The sequence below is a fragment of the Pseudoduganella sp. R-43 genome (assembly GCF_049913255.1).
GTDB lineage: Bacteria > Pseudomonadota > Gammaproteobacteria > Burkholderiales > Burkholderiaceae_D > Rugamonas.
In genome coordinates, this window is sequence record NZ_CP183988.1 from 1,682,999 (window position 1) to 1,699,447 (window position 16,449).

16 protein-coding genes are annotated in these 16,449 nt (G+C 61.9%); 14 read left to right on the forward strand and 2 right to left on the reverse strand.

Features of this window, described 5'->3' with window-relative positions; all coding sequences use genetic code 11:
* The first annotated feature begins 1 nt into the window (after position 1).
* Genes ACN9M3_RS07900 through ACN9M3_RS07915 form a run of 4 tightly spaced genes read left to right on the forward strand, consistent with a single transcriptional unit; the run spans position 2 to position 2,469 of the window.
* On the forward strand, positions 2 to 463 hold the full coding sequence (locus ACN9M3_RS07900) for a hypothetical protein (RefSeq protein WP_426321613.1): 462 nt from the start codon (positions 2 to 4) through the stop codon (positions 461 to 463).
* 11 nt (positions 464 to 474) lie between these two features.
* Entirely contained in the window at positions 475 to 1,056 is a 582-nt protein-coding gene (locus ACN9M3_RS07905; RefSeq protein WP_426321615.1) for a hypothetical protein, read from the forward strand.
* A 30-nt stretch (positions 1,057 to 1,086) separates the two neighbouring features.
* Positions 1,087 to 1,521 carry a DUF4440 domain-containing protein gene (locus ACN9M3_RS07910; protein WP_426169525.1) on the forward strand — a complete coding sequence of 145 codons (435 nt, stop codon included), beginning with the start codon at positions 1,087 to 1,089 and terminating at the stop codon, positions 1,519 to 1,521.
* A 3-nt stretch (positions 1,522 to 1,524) separates the two neighbouring features.
* Positions 1,525 to 2,469 (forward strand): sensor domain-containing diguanylate cyclase, encoded by a 945-nt coding sequence (locus ACN9M3_RS07915; RefSeq protein WP_426321618.1) that lies wholly within the window; start codon positions 1,525 to 1,527, stop codon positions 2,467 to 2,469.
* 77 nt (positions 2,470 to 2,546) lie between these two features.
* Here the strand turns inward: ACN9M3_RS07915 and ACN9M3_RS07920 are convergent, their stop codons facing one another.
* The gene (locus ACN9M3_RS07920) at positions 2,547 to 3,188 is read right to left on the reverse strand and encodes a TetR/AcrR family transcriptional regulator (RefSeq protein ID WP_426321621.1); all 642 of its coding nucleotides are present in this window, start codon (positions 3,186 to 3,188) and stop codon (positions 2,547 to 2,549) included.
* A complete protein-coding gene (locus tag ACN9M3_RS07925; RefSeq protein WP_426321625.1) occupies positions 3,175 to 4,629 on the reverse strand; it encodes a PLP-dependent aminotransferase family protein in 1,455 nt (484 codons plus the stop codon). The genes ACN9M3_RS07920 and ACN9M3_RS07925 overlap by 14 nt, the downstream gene beginning before the upstream one ends.
* 165 nt (positions 4,630 to 4,794) lie before the next feature.
* Between ACN9M3_RS07925 and ACN9M3_RS07930 the strand changes: the two genes are divergently transcribed.
* The 10 genes from ACN9M3_RS07930 (at position 4,795) to ACN9M3_RS07975 (ending at position 16,448) form a co-directional block, all read left to right on the forward strand.
* Positions 4,795 to 6,111, forward strand: a complete 1,317-nt coding sequence (locus ACN9M3_RS07930; protein WP_426321627.1) for an aspartate aminotransferase family protein — start codon at positions 4,795 to 4,797, stop codon at positions 6,109 to 6,111.
* Between the two features lie 200 nt (positions 6,112 to 6,311).
* Positions 6,312 to 7,427, forward strand: a complete 1,116-nt coding sequence (gene ald / locus ACN9M3_RS07935; protein WP_426321629.1) for an alanine dehydrogenase — start codon at positions 6,312 to 6,314, stop codon at positions 7,425 to 7,427.
* A 15-nt stretch (positions 7,428 to 7,442) separates the two neighbouring features.
* Positions 7,443 to 8,945, forward strand: coding sequence for a CoA-acylating methylmalonate-semialdehyde dehydrogenase (locus ACN9M3_RS07940; protein WP_426169539.1), 1,503 nt, complete (start codon positions 7,443 to 7,445; stop codon positions 8,943 to 8,945).
* 11 nt (positions 8,946 to 8,956) lie between these two features.
* Complete coding sequence (locus ACN9M3_RS07945) at positions 8,957 to 10,324, forward strand: NAD(P)-dependent oxidoreductase (RefSeq protein WP_426321631.1); 1,368 nt, start codon at positions 8,957 to 8,959, stop codon at positions 10,322 to 10,324.
* On the forward strand, positions 10,324 to 11,610 hold the full coding sequence (gene preA, locus ACN9M3_RS07950) for an NAD-dependent dihydropyrimidine dehydrogenase subunit PreA (RefSeq protein WP_426321633.1): 1,287 nt from the start codon (positions 10,324 to 10,326) through the stop codon (positions 11,608 to 11,610). Before ACN9M3_RS07945 ends, preA begins: the two co-directional genes overlap by 1 nt.
* Entirely contained in the window at positions 11,607 to 13,085 is a 1,479-nt protein-coding gene (locus ACN9M3_RS07955; protein WP_426321635.1) for an NCS1 family nucleobase:cation symporter-1, read from the forward strand. The genes preA and ACN9M3_RS07955 overlap by 4 nt, the downstream gene beginning before the upstream one ends.
* Positions 13,086 to 14,480 carry a dihydropyrimidinase gene (gene hydA, locus ACN9M3_RS07960; protein ID WP_426321637.1) on the forward strand — a complete coding sequence of 465 codons (1,395 nt, stop codon included), beginning with the start codon at positions 13,086 to 13,088 and terminating at the stop codon, positions 14,478 to 14,480.
* Between the two features lie 10 nt (positions 14,481 to 14,490).
* On the forward strand, positions 14,491 to 15,726 hold the full coding sequence (locus ACN9M3_RS07965; protein WP_426321639.1) for a Zn-dependent hydrolase: 1,236 nt from the start codon (positions 14,491 to 14,493) through the stop codon (positions 15,724 to 15,726).
* A gap of 63 nt (positions 15,727 to 15,789) precedes the next feature.
* Positions 15,790 to 16,047, forward strand: a complete 258-nt coding sequence (locus ACN9M3_RS07970) for an antitoxin (RefSeq protein ID WP_426321641.1) — start codon at positions 15,790 to 15,792, stop codon at positions 16,045 to 16,047.
* Positions 16,044 to 16,448, forward strand: coding sequence for a type II toxin-antitoxin system VapC family toxin (locus ACN9M3_RS07975; RefSeq protein WP_426321643.1), 405 nt, complete (start codon positions 16,044 to 16,046; stop codon positions 16,446 to 16,448). Before ACN9M3_RS07970 ends, ACN9M3_RS07975 begins: the two co-directional genes overlap by 4 nt.
* The last annotated feature ends 1 nt before the right edge of the window (position 16,449 follow it).

The window sequence follows — 16,449 nt, forward strand, 5'->3', positions numbered from 1 at the left end:
CTTGAAATTCCTCGACCGTCTCAGCCTTGATGCGTCTGCGAATTCGCGAACGATTCGCCGGGCCTATGCTCGAGAACTGAAACTCATAGACCAGGAAGCAGAACCGGCAGCGTTCCAGGCTTTACGCGAGGCCTACGAGGCGGCATTGCGTTGGGCCGAGAGTGGCGCAACCGAGCTTCCTGAGCCAGATCAGCACGAAATGCCACATGAGGGAGCGCTGGCGCAACTGAACGATCTTAAGTCGCTGGAGCAGGCTCGGCAAATTTTGCAATCGTTGCGTCCATTGAATCTGGAGGACTCCGAAGTATTCGAAGCGTCTGTGGCACGACTGCTGGAATCCGGGTGGCGGCCAGGACATGAATATCTCTTCCCGGCCGCCTGTGAAATATTCTATTGGGACGGCCGCCAGCTTCCTTCCTACATGGATGATTTTGACGCGCTGGCTGGAGCCTCTCGGACCTGAAGTTCCTGCGCATGCAGCCGGAGGAAACACGCGAGCAGCATACGCAAGTCATTAATCGCTTGCGCGAGACCGGGGTTCCGTCTCTTGCAGACCTGGCGCGCGATATCCTGGTTGCGGAAATCGTATTTACCAAGTATCCGGACTTGATGTATCTGACCTGTGCACCGCGCAAGGTTGAGGTTTGGCGCAAGCATATGTCGCACTTGATCAAGCAGGTAAAAGCGCAAGAAACACACCGGGTAGCCAAAACTGAGTCGAGGTCACTTGAACGTGTGCGCTGGTTTGGACTTGCCTGGCTGGTCTTCTGGATCTACCTCGGCGCAACAGACTTCCGGCTCTTGCGCAAAGAGGAGCCGCTGCGCCAGCTGACCGTAATGGAAATGCAGTGGATCACGAAGAATGTCGAGCCGATCAGGGTTGATGGACCTGTTGAATATGAAGTCAGCCTGGACCAGGACGGCGACATCAGCAAGCTTGAACTTGTGGGAAGCCAGGAGGGCCGTAACGTCAGCAACATAGACCATGCAATCCGGATCGCTGCCCCTTATCCTGCGGAATATCCAAGGGTGTTCCGGGTCCGGTTTCCGATTTAACGGCAAAGACAACATTCGATAGGGTATCTCATGAAGATTCGCGTAACCATGATTGCCGCTGCGCTGGCGCTTGGCACAGTGAGCGCTTTCGCCGTGTCGCCATCCGAAGAACTTGCACGACAGGCCGACGCCTGGGACAAGGCCATTATCCGCAAGGACCGCGCAGCCATCGCTGACAACATGGCGGAAGACTTCCGCCAGATCAGTGCGCGCGGCGATGTGGCCGGCAAGGCGGCCTTCCTCGATGCGATCACGTCGCCTAAACTGGTGATCAATCCCTACGGCGTCGAAGACATGGATATCCGCTTCTACGGCGACGTGGCGCTGGTGAGCGGCCGCACGCGCATGACCGGAAGCTATGACGGCAAGCCGTTCGGCAGCCATTACCGTTATGTTGACGTCTACGTGCGCAAGGAAGGAAAGTGGCGCGTGGCCAGCGTGCAGATCACACCAGTTCAGGAGTAGGCGATGAGCGACCGGCTGGATCTTCCCCCATCGAAGCTCGTCGCAATCGTAGATGCCCAGCTTGAACTGGCGCGCCTTGGACCGGCCTTTGGCGCGGTGATGGATCTCGCCGCGGCAAAGGCCATGCAGCTGACCGGCGCGGACGGCGCCGTGATCGAACTGGTGGAAGGCAGCGAGGTGGTGTACCGCGCGGCACACGGACTGGCTGAAGCCCAGCTAGGCTTGCGCATGCAGATCAAAGGCAGCCTGTCGGGACTTGTGCTGACCTCGCGCCAGGCCGCCACTTGCACCGACTCCGAAATCGATGACCGTGTGAACCGCGAAGCATGCCGTCGCGTGGGCCTGCGCTCGATGGCAATCCTGCCGCTGTTGTTTGGCGCCCAGGCTGGTGGCGTGCTGAAGTTGGCGTGGCGTGAACCGCGTCCGTTCGATGAAGACGAAGTGCCGATTGGCCAGGCGATTGCCGACATGACCGCAGCATTGATGTTCCACGCTTCGCAGGAAGGTGCGCAGGTATTGCAGCGCAAAGTGACGCAGGATCCTGCAACGGGATTGCCCAACCGTTCTTCCTTCTACGAACAGCTGCGCGTGCGCGTCGATGACGCGATTGCGCGCAGCGGCCACGTGGGTGTGATGGTGGTTCGCGTGCGCCCGCAGCATCGCGACGTGATGGTGGAAATATCCCGGCGGCTCGGCAAGCAATGCCGTGAGGGAGATGTGCTGGCACGACTGGGAGTCGATGAATTTGGCGTGATCCTGAGCGTGGCGGCGCGGCGCACCATTGTCCAGAGCCAGGTGCTGCGCTTCAAGCAGGCGGCTACTGCGGCTCCGTTGTTGCTGCCGGCTGGCGAGAAGGTCGAATTGGCGTTGCGCTTTGGCGGCGCGCTGTATCCGGAGGACGGCAGGGCGATTTCAGAGTTGCTGGCCGTTGCGCGCGAACAAGATTGACCCTGTTTGCCAGCAGGGTGGGGCAAGATGAAACGCATCACCTCCGTGATCCGGGCCGGGGGGCACGGCAATTGCCGTTAGCCGCTGGCTTTCGCTGGCATCAGGGCGGCGATCACCAGCCTGGTGATGGTCTCCTCTGCATCGGCAAAATCGGCACCGGTCAATTGTCCGGCGCCAAGCACCAGCTGCATTTGCGCGGCGAAGTCGGCGTAGGACTGCGTCATGGCCCAGATGGCAAATAGCAGGTGGGTGGCGTTGACGGGGGCGATCCGGCCCTCGGCGATCCAGCGCTCGAACACCTCGATATCCTTGCGCACCAGCGGCACCACGCGTTCGCGAATCTGCTCGCCATACAGGGGCGCGCCGCTGATCACTTCCATCGCATACACGCGCGATCCCCACGGATGCTCGCGCGAGAAATCCAGCTTGGCCTTGATGTAGGCGCGTAGTACTTCGGCCGGTTCGCCGTCCGGCTCGGCGATATTGGCCATGCGCGCCAGCCATTCGTCGAGGACGTCGTCCAGTACACGCTGGTAGAGCGCCTGTTTGGTGGGGAAGTAGTACATCAGGTTCTGCTTCGACAGGCCGACGTTTTCCGCGATGGTGGCGACCGACGCACCTTCGTAGCCGCATTCGGCAAATACACGCACCGCCTCCGTGGCGATGTCCGCTTCCAGCCGGTCGCGGTTGATGACGCGGCGCAGTTTAGCTGATGCCATATTCCCTCCTCATGGACTGCAGGAAGTTCCGCAGTTGTGGGCTGTCCGAATAAGCGACGTTGAAGCGGAACCAGATCGATGCCGGTTGCCGCAACTGGAAAAACTCGCCCGGTGCGAGCAGGATTCCGGACTTCAGTGCCTGGTCGGCAAGCTGCTTGCCGTTGCACTCAGGCGACGGCGCCTGCTGCCAGCCGGCGCTGACGAACATGCCGCCGCGCGGCCTGGCGATCGGCGCCATGCCGGCCAGGGCCAGCAGGTCGATGGTGCGTTCGCGGCCCTCGGCCAGTTGTGCCACCAGCTTTTCCACCATGCGCTTGTAGGGGCGCGCAGTGATGGCGTGGTAGGCGGCGCGTTCGTTCACTTCCGACGTGGTGAGACCGGCCAGCATCTTCACGCGCACCAGCTCCGGCAGGAGCGAGGTAGAGGCGCAAATCGAACCGACGCGCAGCACTGGCGACAGCGTCTTGGAAAAACTGCCGACGCGGATCACGCGCCGCAAGCCGTCCATCGCGGCCAGCGAGGCTTCGCCGCGCGCAGTGAGCTCGCGGTAGATGTCGTCTTCCACCAGCCAGAAGTCGAATTGCTCGGCAAACCCCAGCAGGCGATGCGCCTGCGCTTGCGTCAAGCTGGTGCCGAGCGGGTTTTGCAGCACGGTGTTGACGAACATGAGCTTGGGCTGGGTCTCGCGCGCCTGCGCGGCGAGAAAATCCATGTCGAGGCCATGCTCGTCGCGCGGAATGCCGATGGCGTGGCAGCCGTGGTGGCGGATCAGCGACAGCAGGTTGCTGTACACCGGGTCTTCCACGAAGACGGTGTCGCCAGGCTTGGTCAGCGTGCGCAGGATCAGGTCGAAGGCATGGGTGGCGCCGTGCGTGAGCAGGATCTGTTCGGCTTCCACGGCAAACAGTTCGTCGCTTAGTGTTGACGCCATGTACTGGCGCAGGCCGGGGAAGCCGAGCGGGTGGCCATAGCCGCGCAAGCGGTTGGCGGGGATGCGCATGGCGTGGCGTACGGCGTCGAGGATGGTGTCTTCGCCATACCATTCGGGCGGCAGCCAGCCGGCGCCGACCGGCAGCGCTTCGGAAGCGCCGGAATACAGTTCAGGTGTCAGCGCGTCGACGGCAGCCGGCGTGGCGAACATGGCCGCTGGCGGCAGCAGGGCGGGGACGTCGTGGCGAGCGACAAAATAGCCGGAACCGCGGCGCGATGACAACAGTCCGAGCGTGACCAGGCGGTCGTAGGCCTCGACAACTGTAAAGGTGCTGATGCCATTACACTTCGCGAATTGCCTGACTGAAGGCATCTTTGTGCCAACGCGCAGCTCGCGGCTTGCCACCATCGCGCTGATGGCGTCCACGATCTTTTCAACCAGGCTGCCCTTCTTCGCGCGCTCGATGGAAAGCACGGGCCATGCGGAGTTGGGAGTTGCGCTGTCGTCCATTCGGGCCTCTAAAACTGTACTGTTTTTGCTACCTGTACGGTTGGAGCGTTTCCGCTTGTGTGTATATGTGCCATAGTTAACTTGCTGTCTATTATTGCATCATGATTTTGCCAACTGGTAAAGTTTTTTGAGCATCGTAAAAAAACCCACCAAGGGAGATAGCAAATGAACGAAGCCCGGCCGCAGTCCCTGGCGTCCTTCTGGATGCCGTTCACGAACAACCGCGACTTCAAGGCCAATCCGCGCCTGCTGGTCTCGGCCGAAGGCGTCTACTACAAGGACGTCGACGGCAACCAGGTGCTCGATGGCACCGCCGGCCTGTGGTGTGTCCCCTGCGGCCACCGCCAGCCGAAGATCGTGGCGGCAGTCAGCGAAATGGTCGGCCAGCTCGATTTCGCGCCGACCTTCCAGATGGGCCACCCGGCCGCCTTCGACCTCGCCGAAAAGCTGATGGAATATACCAACCATCGCTTCGGCCACGTGTTCTATACGAACTCCGGTTCCGAGGCAGTGGACACGGCACTGAAAATCGCGCTGGCCTACCATAAGGCGCGCGGCGAAGCTTCCCGGACCCGCCTGATCGGCCGCGAGCGGGCTTACCATGGCGTCGGCTTCGGCGGCATCTCCGTCGGCGGCATCGCCGGCAACCGCAAGCCGTACGGCACATTGCTGCCGGGTGTAGACCACTTGCCGCACACTCACAATATTGAGAAGAACGCCTTCACGCGCGGCGAGCCGGAGTACGGCGCCCACCTGGCCGATGAACTGGAACGCATCGTCGCGCTGCACGACGCATCCACTATCGCAGCCGTGATCGTGGAGCCGGTGGCGGGTTCCACCGGCGTGCTGGTGCCGCCGAAAGGCTACCTGAAACGCCTGCGCGAACTGTGCACCAAACACGGCATCCTGCTGATCTTCGATGAAGTGATCACCGGCTTCGGCCGCCTGACCACGCCGTTCGCCACCGATTACTTCGATGTCGAACCGGACATGATGACCACGGCCAAGGGCCTGACCAACGGCACCATCCCGATGGGCGCGGTGTTCAGCAAGAAGTTCATCCACGATACCTTCATGGAGGCGCCGGCCGGCATTGAGCTGTTCCACGGTTACACCTACACCGGCCATCCGGTCGCCTGCGCCGCCTCGCTGGCGACGCTGGAAGTGTTCAAGGAGCAGAAGCTGCTGGACCACGCCAAGGAAATCCAGCCGTACTGGGAAGATGCCGTGCATTCGCTGAAAGGGCTGCCGCATGTGATCGACATTCGCACCATCGGCCTGGTAGCCGGCATCGAGCTGGCGCCGCGTGAAGGTGCGCCCGGAACGCGCGCATACGCCGCGTTCAAGAAAGCTTTCGCGGATGGGCTGTTGATCCGCACCACCGGCGATATCATCGCGTTGTCGCCGCCACTCACCTTTGAGAAGAAGCACATCGACGAATTATTCGGGAAGCTCGGAAAGGTGTTGAAGACGCTTGATTAAAACCGGTAAACCTGGGTCCGACCCATAGGGTCAGACCCAGTCAGATCGACGGCCTGGGGTTCTGGTTCGAGGCCTTTGATTTTTGACGAAGATCAAAGGCGCATAACCAACACCAACAGCAGGCGAGCAGACAGGGTCCGACCCTATGGGTCGTACCCTGGTTTACCGGTTTTAAGTAAAACAACCAAAGGAGACGAACCATGTTGGTAGGCGTACCGAAGGAAATCAAGAATCAGGAATCGCGCGTTGGCCTTACCCCGGCCAGCGTAAAGGAACTGACACTCCGCGGGCACCAGGTCCTGGTGCAACACAACGCGGGCGCTGCAATCGGTCTGACCGACGAAATGTATGTGGGCTCCGGCGCCACGATCATCCCGACCGCGGAGGAAATCTTCGCCAAGGCCGAAATGATCGTCAAAGTGAAGGAACCGCAGCCACAGGAATGCGCGATGCTGCGCGAGAACCAGATTCTTTACACCTACCTGCACCTGGCTCCCGACCCGGAGCAGACCAGGGCGCTGGTGAAATCCGGCGCGGTCTGCATTGCGTATGAAACCATCACCGGTCCAAACGGCGGCTTGCCGCTGCTGGCGCCGATGAGCGAAGTGGCAGGGCGCATGTCGATCCAGGCTGGCGCTGCCCATCTTGAAAAATCCAAAGGCGGCATGGGCCTGTTGCTGGGCGGCGTGCCAGGCGTAGCCCCCGGCAATGTGGCGATTATCGGCGCCGGCGTGGTCGGCACCAATGCGCTGCAGATCGCTGTCGGCATGGGCGCCCGCGTGACGGTGCTGGACAAGAACGTCGACCGCCTGCGCCAGCTTGACCTGGTGTTCGGCAACCGCATCCAGACCATGTACTCCAATGCCCACACCATCGACGACGCGGTGACCGATGCCGATCTGGTGATCGGCGGCGTGCTGGTGCCCGGTGCCGCCGCGCCCAAGCTGGTCACGCGCAATATGGTGTCGCGCATGAAGCAAGGTTCCGTGGTGGTCGACGTGGCGATCGACCAGGGCGGCTGCTTTGAAACCTCGCATGCCACCACGCACGAGAACCCAACCTTCGTGGTCGACGGCGTTGTGCACTACTGCGTCGCCAATATGCCGGGAGCAGTCGCCCGTACCTCCACCTTTGCGCTGAACAACGCCACCATCGGCCATGCCGTTGCGCTGGCCGACAAGGGCTGGGCCAAGGCCATGAAGGCCAACCCGCACCTGCGCAACGGACTCAATGTCTGCCAAGGCCACGTCACTTATGAAGCGGTGGCGCACGACCTTGGCTATACCTACGTGCCGGCGGAATCGCTGCTGGCCTAATCCTCAGGGCTTGAAATGAGCAATCTCGATACCATTACCCACTTTATCAACGGCGCCAAGGTCGATACGGCCAGCGGTCGTTATGGCGACGTATTCAACCCGGCATTGGGTGAACCGGTGGCGCGCGTGGCGCTCGGCACGGCGGAGGAAGTCGATGCCGCCGTGTGCGCTGCGGAAGCGGCGTTCCCGGCCTGGTCCAACACGCCGCCGCTGACGCGTGCACGGGTGCTGTTCAAGTACCTCGAACTGTGCCACCAGCACACCGAGGAGTTCGCCGCCATGCTGACCCGCGAACACGGCAAGACCTTCGCGGACGCCAAAGGGGAAGTAGCGCGTGGTATCGAGATGGTGGAATTCGCTGTCGGCATCCCGCAGATGATGAAGGGCGAGTACACCGACCAGATTGCGCGCGGCATCGATGCATGGTCGATGCGCATGCCGCTTGGGGTGGTGGCCGGCATCACGCCGTTCAACTTCCCGGTGATGGTGCCGATGTGGATGTTCCCGATCGCTATTGCCTGCGGCAATACCTTCATCCTCAAGCCTTCCGAGCGCGACCCGTCGCCATCGCTGCTGCATGCGCGCCTGCTGAAGGAAGCCGGCCTGCCGGACGGCGTGTTCAATGTCGTGCAAGGCGATAAGGTGGCGGTCGACGCGCTGCTCGATCACCCGGCGATCCAGGCGGTGAGTTTCGTGGGCTCGACGCCGATTGCGGAATATATCTACTCGCGCGGTTCGCAGCACGGCAAGCGCGTGCAGGCGCTGGGCGGTGCAAAGAACCATATGGTGGTGATGCCGGACGCCGACATGGACATGGCGGTCGATGCGCTGATGGGCGCCGCCTTTGGTTCGGCGGGCGAGCGCTGCATGGCGATTTCGGTGGTTGCGGCGGTGGGCGATGCCGCCGACAAGCTGCTGGGTGCACTGAAAGAGCGCACCGCTGCACTGAAAGTGCGCGATGGCATGGCATCGGAGGCCGAAATGGGGCCGGTTGTGACCTCGGCAGCCAAGCAGCGCATTGAGCGCCTGATTGGCGAGGGCGTGGAGCAGGGCGCAACCCTGGTTGTCGACGGCCGCAACTACCAGGTTGCCGACCGTCCGAACGGCTTCTTCATCGGCGGCACGCTGTTCGACCACGTCACGCCCGATATGACCATCTACAAGGAAGAGATTTTCGGTCCTGTCCTGTGCATGGTGCGCCTGCCTGACGTGGCGTCGGCGGTAGAGCTGATCAACAAGAATGAATACGGCAACGGTGTCGCGGTCTTCACGCGCGACGGCGGGGTGGCGCGCGAATTCGTGCGCCAGATCCAGGTCGGCATGGTGGGCGTCAACGTGCCGCTGCCGGTGCCGATGGCATTCAACAGTTTCGGCGGGTGGAAGCGCAGCCTGTTTGGCGACCACCATGCCTATGGTCCGGAGGGCGTGCGTTTCTACACCCGCCACAAGGCCGTGATGGAGCGCTGGCCAAATACCGCAAGTGCTGGCGCGCAGTTTGCTTTCCCACAGATGAAGTGAGGATGGAACCAATGATCGAGTCACTCAAATACATACCGCAGCCCAAAGCCACGAACGAAGAGCTGGCCGGTCATTTCACCGACCTGGCGCCGCCCTTGAACGCGCGCCAGGCTGCGATTGAAAGTTCGCGCTGCCTGTACTGCTACGACGCGCCGTGCACGCGCATCTGTCCGACCGGCATCGATGTCGCGAGCTTCATCCGCAATATCCATGACAGGAACGTGAACGGCGCCGCGGTCACCATCCTGCAGCAGAACATCCTCGGCGGCAGTTGCTCGCGCGTCTGCCCGACCGAGATCCTGTGCGAAGACGCCTGCGTGCGCAATCATGACGCGGAAGGCCAGCCGGTGAAGATCGGCCTTCTGCAGCGTTTTGCACTCGATAATGCCACGCTGGACGGCCATCCATTCAAGCGCGCACCCTCGACCGGCAAGAAGATCGCAGTAGTCGGCGCCGGGCCCGCAGGCTTGTCCTGCGCCCACCGCCTGGCCATGCTGGGCAACGACGTGGTGATCTTCGAGGCGCATGAGAAGTCCGGTGGCCTGAATGAATACGGCATCGCCAAATACAAGCTGACCGACAATTTCGCGCAAAAGGAAGTCGACTTTCTGCTGGGGATTGGCGGCATCGAAGTACGCCACGGCCAGAAGCTCGGTGCCAACCTGCACCTGAAAGACCTGCACGGCCAATACGACGCGGTCTTCCTCGGGCTGGGCCTGGGCGCGAGCCGTGCACTGGGCTTGACCGGCGAGGATGCTCCCGGCCTGATGGCGGCGGTCGATTACATCGCCGAATTGCGGCAGGCGGACGACCTGGCCAAGCTGCCGGTGCCGCGTCGCGCCATCGTGATCGGCGCAGGCAATACTGCTATCGACATGGCGGTGCAGATCCAGCGCCTGGGTGCGGAAGAAGTGACGATGGTCTATCGCCGCGGCTTCGACGCCATGAGCGCTACCCATCACGAGCAGGACATCGCCAAGGCTAACCAGGTGCGCATGCAGACCTGGGCGCAACCGCAGCAGGTGCTGTTGGACGAAGCCGGCCGCGTGCGGGGCATGCGCTTCGAACGCACGGCGATGGAGGGCTCGCGCATGATCGGCACCGGCATTACTTTCGAGCTGCCGGCCGATGCGATCTTCAAGGCCATTGGCCAGGCAATGGAACCGGCCGCCCTGGCCGATCCGCTGGCAGCGATGCTGAAGCGCGATGGCGACAAGATTCATGTGGACGACAGCTTCCGCACCATCCTGCCGGGCATCTACGCCGGCGGGGACTGCGTCTCGCTGGGCCAGGACTTGACGGTGCAGGCCGTGGAGCACGGCAAGCGCGCCGCGATGGCGATCCATTCCGACATCCAATCGAAGAAGGGGACAGCATAATGGCCGACCTGAGCGTCAATTTCTGCGGCATCAAGGCGCCGAATCCATTCTGGCTCGCCTCCGCACCGCCTACCGACAAGGCCTACAACGTGATCCGCGCCTTCGAAGCAGGGTGGGGCGGCGTGGTTTGGAAAACGCTGGGTGAAGATCCGCCAGCCGTGAACGTTTCTTCGCGCTACTCCGCCATCTACGGCAAGAACCGCGAAGTCCTCGGCTTCAACAACATCGAGCTGATTACCGACCGCTCGCTGGAATTGAACCTGCAGGAAATCACGGAGGTGAAGAAGGCGTGGCCTGACCGCGCCATCGTGGTGTCGCTGATGCTGCCTTGCGAGGAACATTACTGGGCCGCGATCCTGCCGAAAGTCGAAGCTACGGGCGCCGACGGCATCGAGCTGAATTTTGGCTGCCCGCACGGCATGCCGGAGCGCGGCATGGGTTCCGCAGTCGGCCAGGTTCCGGAATACGTGGAGCAGGTGACGGCGTGGTGCAAGAAGCACACCAGGCTGCCGGTAATCGTGAAGCTGACGCCGAACATCACCGATATCCGCCGCCCGGCGCGTGCTGCCAAGGCCGGTGGCGCCGATGCTGTTTCGCTGATCAACACCATCAACTCCATTACCTCGCTGGACCTGGACAAGATGGTGGCCTTCCCCAACGTTGGCGGCGCCAGCACCCACGGCGGCTACTGCGGCCCGGCCGTCAAGCCGATTGCGCTGAACATGGTGGCCGAGATCGCGCGTGATCCGGAAACGCGCGGCCTGCCGATTTCCGGCATTGGCGGCATTGGCAACTGGAAGGATGCGGCCGAATTCATCGCATTGGGCGCCGGGTGCGTGCAAGTCTGCACGGCTGCGATGCTGCACGGCTTCCGCATCGTGCAGGAAATGAAGGACGGCCTGGCGCGCTGGATGGACTCCAAGGGCTACCAGACGCTGGACGACTTCATGGGCAAGGCGGTGCCGAACACCACGGACTGGAAGTTCCTGGATATGAACTACAAGTCCATCGCCCATATCAACCAGGACGACTGTATCAAGTGCGGCCGCTGCTATGTGGCCTGCGAGGATACGTCGCACCAGTCCATCTTCCAGTTGATCGATGAGGCAAGCGGCACGCGGACGTACAAGGTCAACGACGAGGAATGCGTCGGCTGCAACCTGTGCGAAATTACCTGTCCGGTGCAAGGTTGTATTACGATGGTCGCAGTCCCCACGGGCAAGCCTTACATGAACTGGACACAGGACCCGCGCAACCCGCGGGCCGAGATCAAGGAGACTGCATGAGCGACAATCCCCAGTTGTGGAACGAAGACCTGGCCCCGACCAATGAATCGCAGCGCACCTGGCGCTGGTATCACTTCGCTGCACTCTGGGTTGGGATGGTCATGTGCATCCCCGCCTACACGCTGGCGGCCAGCCTGATTGAAGGCGGCATGTCGGCGGGACAGGCTGTCCTCACCGTTTTCCTGGCCAATACCATTGTGCTGCTGCCGATGCTGCTGATCGGCCACGCCGGCACCAAGTACGGCATTCCGTACGCGGTGCTGGCGCGGGCCTCGTTCGGCACCTCCGGCGCGCGGCTGCCGGCGCTGATGCGCGCCATCGTGGCCTGCGGCTGGTATGGCATCCAGACCTGGTTCGGCGGGCAGATGATCTATACGCTGCTGGGCGTGATGATGGGCAGCGAGATCGGCGGTGCAAAGATCGGCGGCCTTGGCATCAATGGCGCCCAGCTGCTCTGCTTCATTGCCTTCTGGGCGATCCAGTTCTGGTACATCGTGCACGGCATGGATGCGATCCGCAAACTGGAAACCTATACCGCGCCACTGAAGATCATCATTTGCTTCGTGCTGCTTGGCTGGGTGTACCAGAAGGCGGGCGGCTTCGGTACCTTGCTGGAGCAGCCTTCGCAATTCGTTGAAGGCGGCAAGAAGGCCGGCCAGTTCTGGCCGACGTTCTGGCCTTCGCTGACAGCGATGATCGGCTTCTGGGCTACGCTGGCTTTGAATATCCCGGACTTCACCCGCTTCGCGAAAACGCAGCGCGACCAGGTGCTGGGGCAGTCGGTCGGCCTGCCGGTGCCTATGGGCCTGCTGGCGGCGCTGGCGGTGATCGTTACGTCCGCCACGGTCGTCTTGTACGGCAAGGCGATCTGGGACCCGGTTGACCTGGCCAGCCGCATGACCGGCGTGGCGGTGCTGGTCGCGCTGGTGGTCCTGTTGATCGATACGATCTCGGTCAACCTCGCCGCCAACCTGGTTGGCCCCGCGTATGATTTTTCCGCCCTGGCGCCAAAGCATATTTCCTATCGCACCGGCGGCTACATCACGGCCGGCATCGCGCTGGCGATGATGCCATGGAAGCTGCTGGAAACCACGCAGGGCTATATCTTCACCTGGCTGATCGGCTATTCGGCCCTGCTTGGCCCGATCGCCGGCGTGCTGATCGTCGACTATTACCTGATTCGCAAGACGGAGCTGAACGTCGGCGCGCTGTACGTCGACAACGGCGAATACAGCTATACAAACGGCTGGAATTCCGCTGCACTGCTGGCCTTCGCGTTTGGCGTAGCACCCAACGTGCCGGGCTTCCTGAATGCCGCCTTTCCGGCATCGTTCGGCGATGTCGGCGAGGGCTTCAAGCTGATTTATACCTATGCATGGTTCGTCGGCATCGCGATCGCGGCGCTGGTGTATGGCATCTTGATGAAGGGCAGGGCGGCCAAGGCCGTACCGCCACCCATTCCGGAGAAAGCATAAATGGCAACTTTGATTCGTGGCGGGACTGTAGTGAACGCGGACCGTGCCTTCCGCGCGGACGTGCTGTGCGAGGAGGACAAGATCGTCGCAGTTGGTCCCGCGCTTGAAGCGCCGGCCGGGGCGGAAGTGATTGATGCAGGCGGCCAGTACGTCATGCCGGGCGGGATCGACCCGCACACGCACATGAACCTGCCTTTCATGGGCACCGTCACCCAGGACGATTTTTTCACCGGCACCGCAGCCGGTCTTGCGGGCGGTAACACGACCATCATCGACTTCGTCATTCCCAACCCGCAGCAGCCGCTGCTCGAGGCTTACCACCAGTGGCGCGGCTGGGCCGAGAAGGCGGCCGGCGATTACACCTTCCACGTGGCGATCACCTGGTGGTCGGACAAGGTGCACGAGGAAATGGGCACGCTGGTGCGCAACCACGGCGTCAACAGTTTCAAGCACTTCATGGCGTACAAGAACGCCATCATGGCGGACGACGAAACGCTGGTGAAAAGCTTCCGCCGTGCACTGGAATTGGGGGCAATCCCGACTGTGCATGCCGAGAACGGCGAGCTGGTTTACCAGCTGCAGCAGGACCTGCTGCGCCAGGGGATTACCGGCCCGCGTGCGCATCCGCTGTCGCGCCCTCCAGCCGTGGAGGCGGAAGCGGCCAACCGCGCCATTGCCATTGCCAACGTCTTGAACACCCCGCTGTACATCGTGCACGTGTCGTGCAAGGAATCGCTGGACGCGATCACCCGCGCCCGCGCCGCAGGCCAGCGCGTGTATGGCGAAGCGCTGGCCGGCCACCTGATCGTGGACGACAGCGTGTACGACCATCCGGATTTCGAGTTTGCGGCAGGCCACGTCATGAGCCCTCCGTTCCGCAGCCGTGAGCACCAGAAGGCGCTGTGGCAAGGCCTGCAGGGCGGCAACCTGCACACCACGGCGACGGACCACTGCACCTTCTGCGCCGAGCAGAAAGCGGCGGGGCGCAACGACTTCACCAAAATCCCCAACGGCTGCGGCGGGGTCGAAGACCGCATGGCGGTGATCTGGGACGAAGGCGTCAACAGCGGCAAGCTGACGCCGTCGGAGTTCGTGCGTGTGACGTCTGCCAATGCGGCGCAGATCTTCAATATCTATCCGCGCAAGGGCCTGGTTGCCGCCGGCTCGGACGCGGATATCGTAGTGTGGGACCCGGAAGGCACCCGCACGATTTCGGCCAAGACCCAGTTCGCGAAGGGCGGCTTCAACGTCTTCGAGGGACGTACAGTCAAAGGGATTCCAAGCACCACCGTGGCGGCCGGCAAGGTCGTGTTCCATCGTGGAGATTTGCGGGCGGTCGAGGGCGCCGGGCGCCACGTCGACCGTCCCGCTTTTGCGCCCGTAACGGCGCGCTAAGGAGTGCATCATGAGCGATCTACGTATCAATAGCGACCGCCTGTGGGATTCGCTGATGGAACTGGCCAGGATCGGCGCGACGCCGAAAGGCGGCGTCAAGCGCCTGACGCTGACGGATCTCGACAAGCAGGGGCGCGACCTGGTGACAAGCTGGGCGCGCGCCGCCGGCTTGTCGATCACGGTCGACCAGATCGGCAACGTCTTCATGCGCCGCGATGGCGAAGACAACACGCTGCCGCCCGTCATGACCGGCAGCCATATCGACACGCAGCCGACCGGCGGCAAGTTCGATGGCAACTATGGCGTGCTGGCGGGGCTGGAAGTGGTCCGTACCCTGAACGACAAGGGCATCAAGACGCGTGCACCGGTCGAGGTCGCGTTCTGGACCAACGAGGAAGGCTCGCGCTTTGTACCCGTCATGATGGGCTCTGGCGTATTCTGTGGCGCCTTTACGCTGGAACATGCGTACGCCGCCAAAGACACTGAAGGCAAGACAGTAGGCGAGGAGCTGGAACGCATCGGCTACAAGGGCGACCAGGTGCCCGGCCAGCATCCAATCGGCGCATACTTCGAAACCCACATCGAGCAGGGGCCTGTGCTGGAGGATGCCGATAAAGTCATTGGCGTCGTGCCCGCCGTGATGGGCCTTTCGTGGTACGACTGCACGGTGACCGGGATGGAGGCCCATGCCGGCCCGACTCCAATGCACTTGCGCAAAGACGCGATGCAGGTGGCGGCACAGATCATCCCCGAGGTGGTGGCAATTGCCAACCGCTACCCGCCATACGGCCGCGGTACGGTCGGCATGATGCAGGTCTTCCCTAACAGCCGCAACGTGATTCCCGGCCAGGTCAAATTCAGCATCGACCTGCGCAATGTGAACGAAGAGCTGCTGAACAAGATGCACGAAGACATGCTGGCCTTCATCGACAAGACTTCCGCTGAGACGGGCCTGCCTGTCAAGATTGAGCGTGTGTCGTACTATCCGCCATGCCCGTTCCATCCAGACTGCGTTGGCGCTGTCCGCAAGGCGACCGAGAAATTAGGCTATTCCACCATGGACGTCGTTTCCGGTGCGGGCCACGACGCGATCTATGCGGCCCGTGTCGCTCCCGCTGGCATGATTTTCGTCCCCTGCAAGGATGGCATCAGCCACAACGAAATCGAAGACGCCAAGAAGGAGCACTTGGAGGCAGGGTGCAACGTGCTGCTCCACGCCATGCTGGAACGCGCCGGTATCGCTTGAGTTACCTCAACAGCGTGGCGGTATCTACCTTGATATGTATCGGTGCCGGCATATAGTGAAGTTATGGCAGATACCGCAAAACTCTTCTTTACCGGGCGCAGCCAAGCTGTTCGGTTGCCCAAGGATTATCGCTTCGAGGGGACTGAGGTGTTCATTCGGCGCGACCCGGTGACAGGCGATGTGATTCTTTCCCCCCGGCCGAATACTTGGGACGGGTTGTTCGCACTTTACGAAACCACAGTTGTGCCAGCAGACTTCATGAGCGGAATTGAACGTGGTGCACAAGAAGGGCAGCGCGATCCATTCGATGAAAATTCATGAGACCGCATCTGCTCGACACCAATATCGCGAGTCACGCGATCAGAGGCGATAAGCCTGGCGTCATTACCCGACTGGCGCTGTTGCCGTTGAGCTCAGCTTTCGTTTCGGTGATCACGGAAGCGGAACTGCGGTACGGCCTTGAGAAGTGCGGGAATCCAGACGGCCTCGCTGCTCGCGTCAATGCATTTCTGGTGCGTTCAACTATCTTGCCCTGGACCAGGGATGCGGCGAAGGCTTATGCGTATCTCCAAGCCAAATACGAGCGCAATGGTCATCCATTGGCACGAATGGATATGTTAATAGCGGCCCATGCCTGTGCCATCGGAGCAATCCTGGTGACGCGCGACAAGTCGTTTGCAATGTTGAGCGCCGATCTGGAGATTCAGGATTGGCTTGACTGAT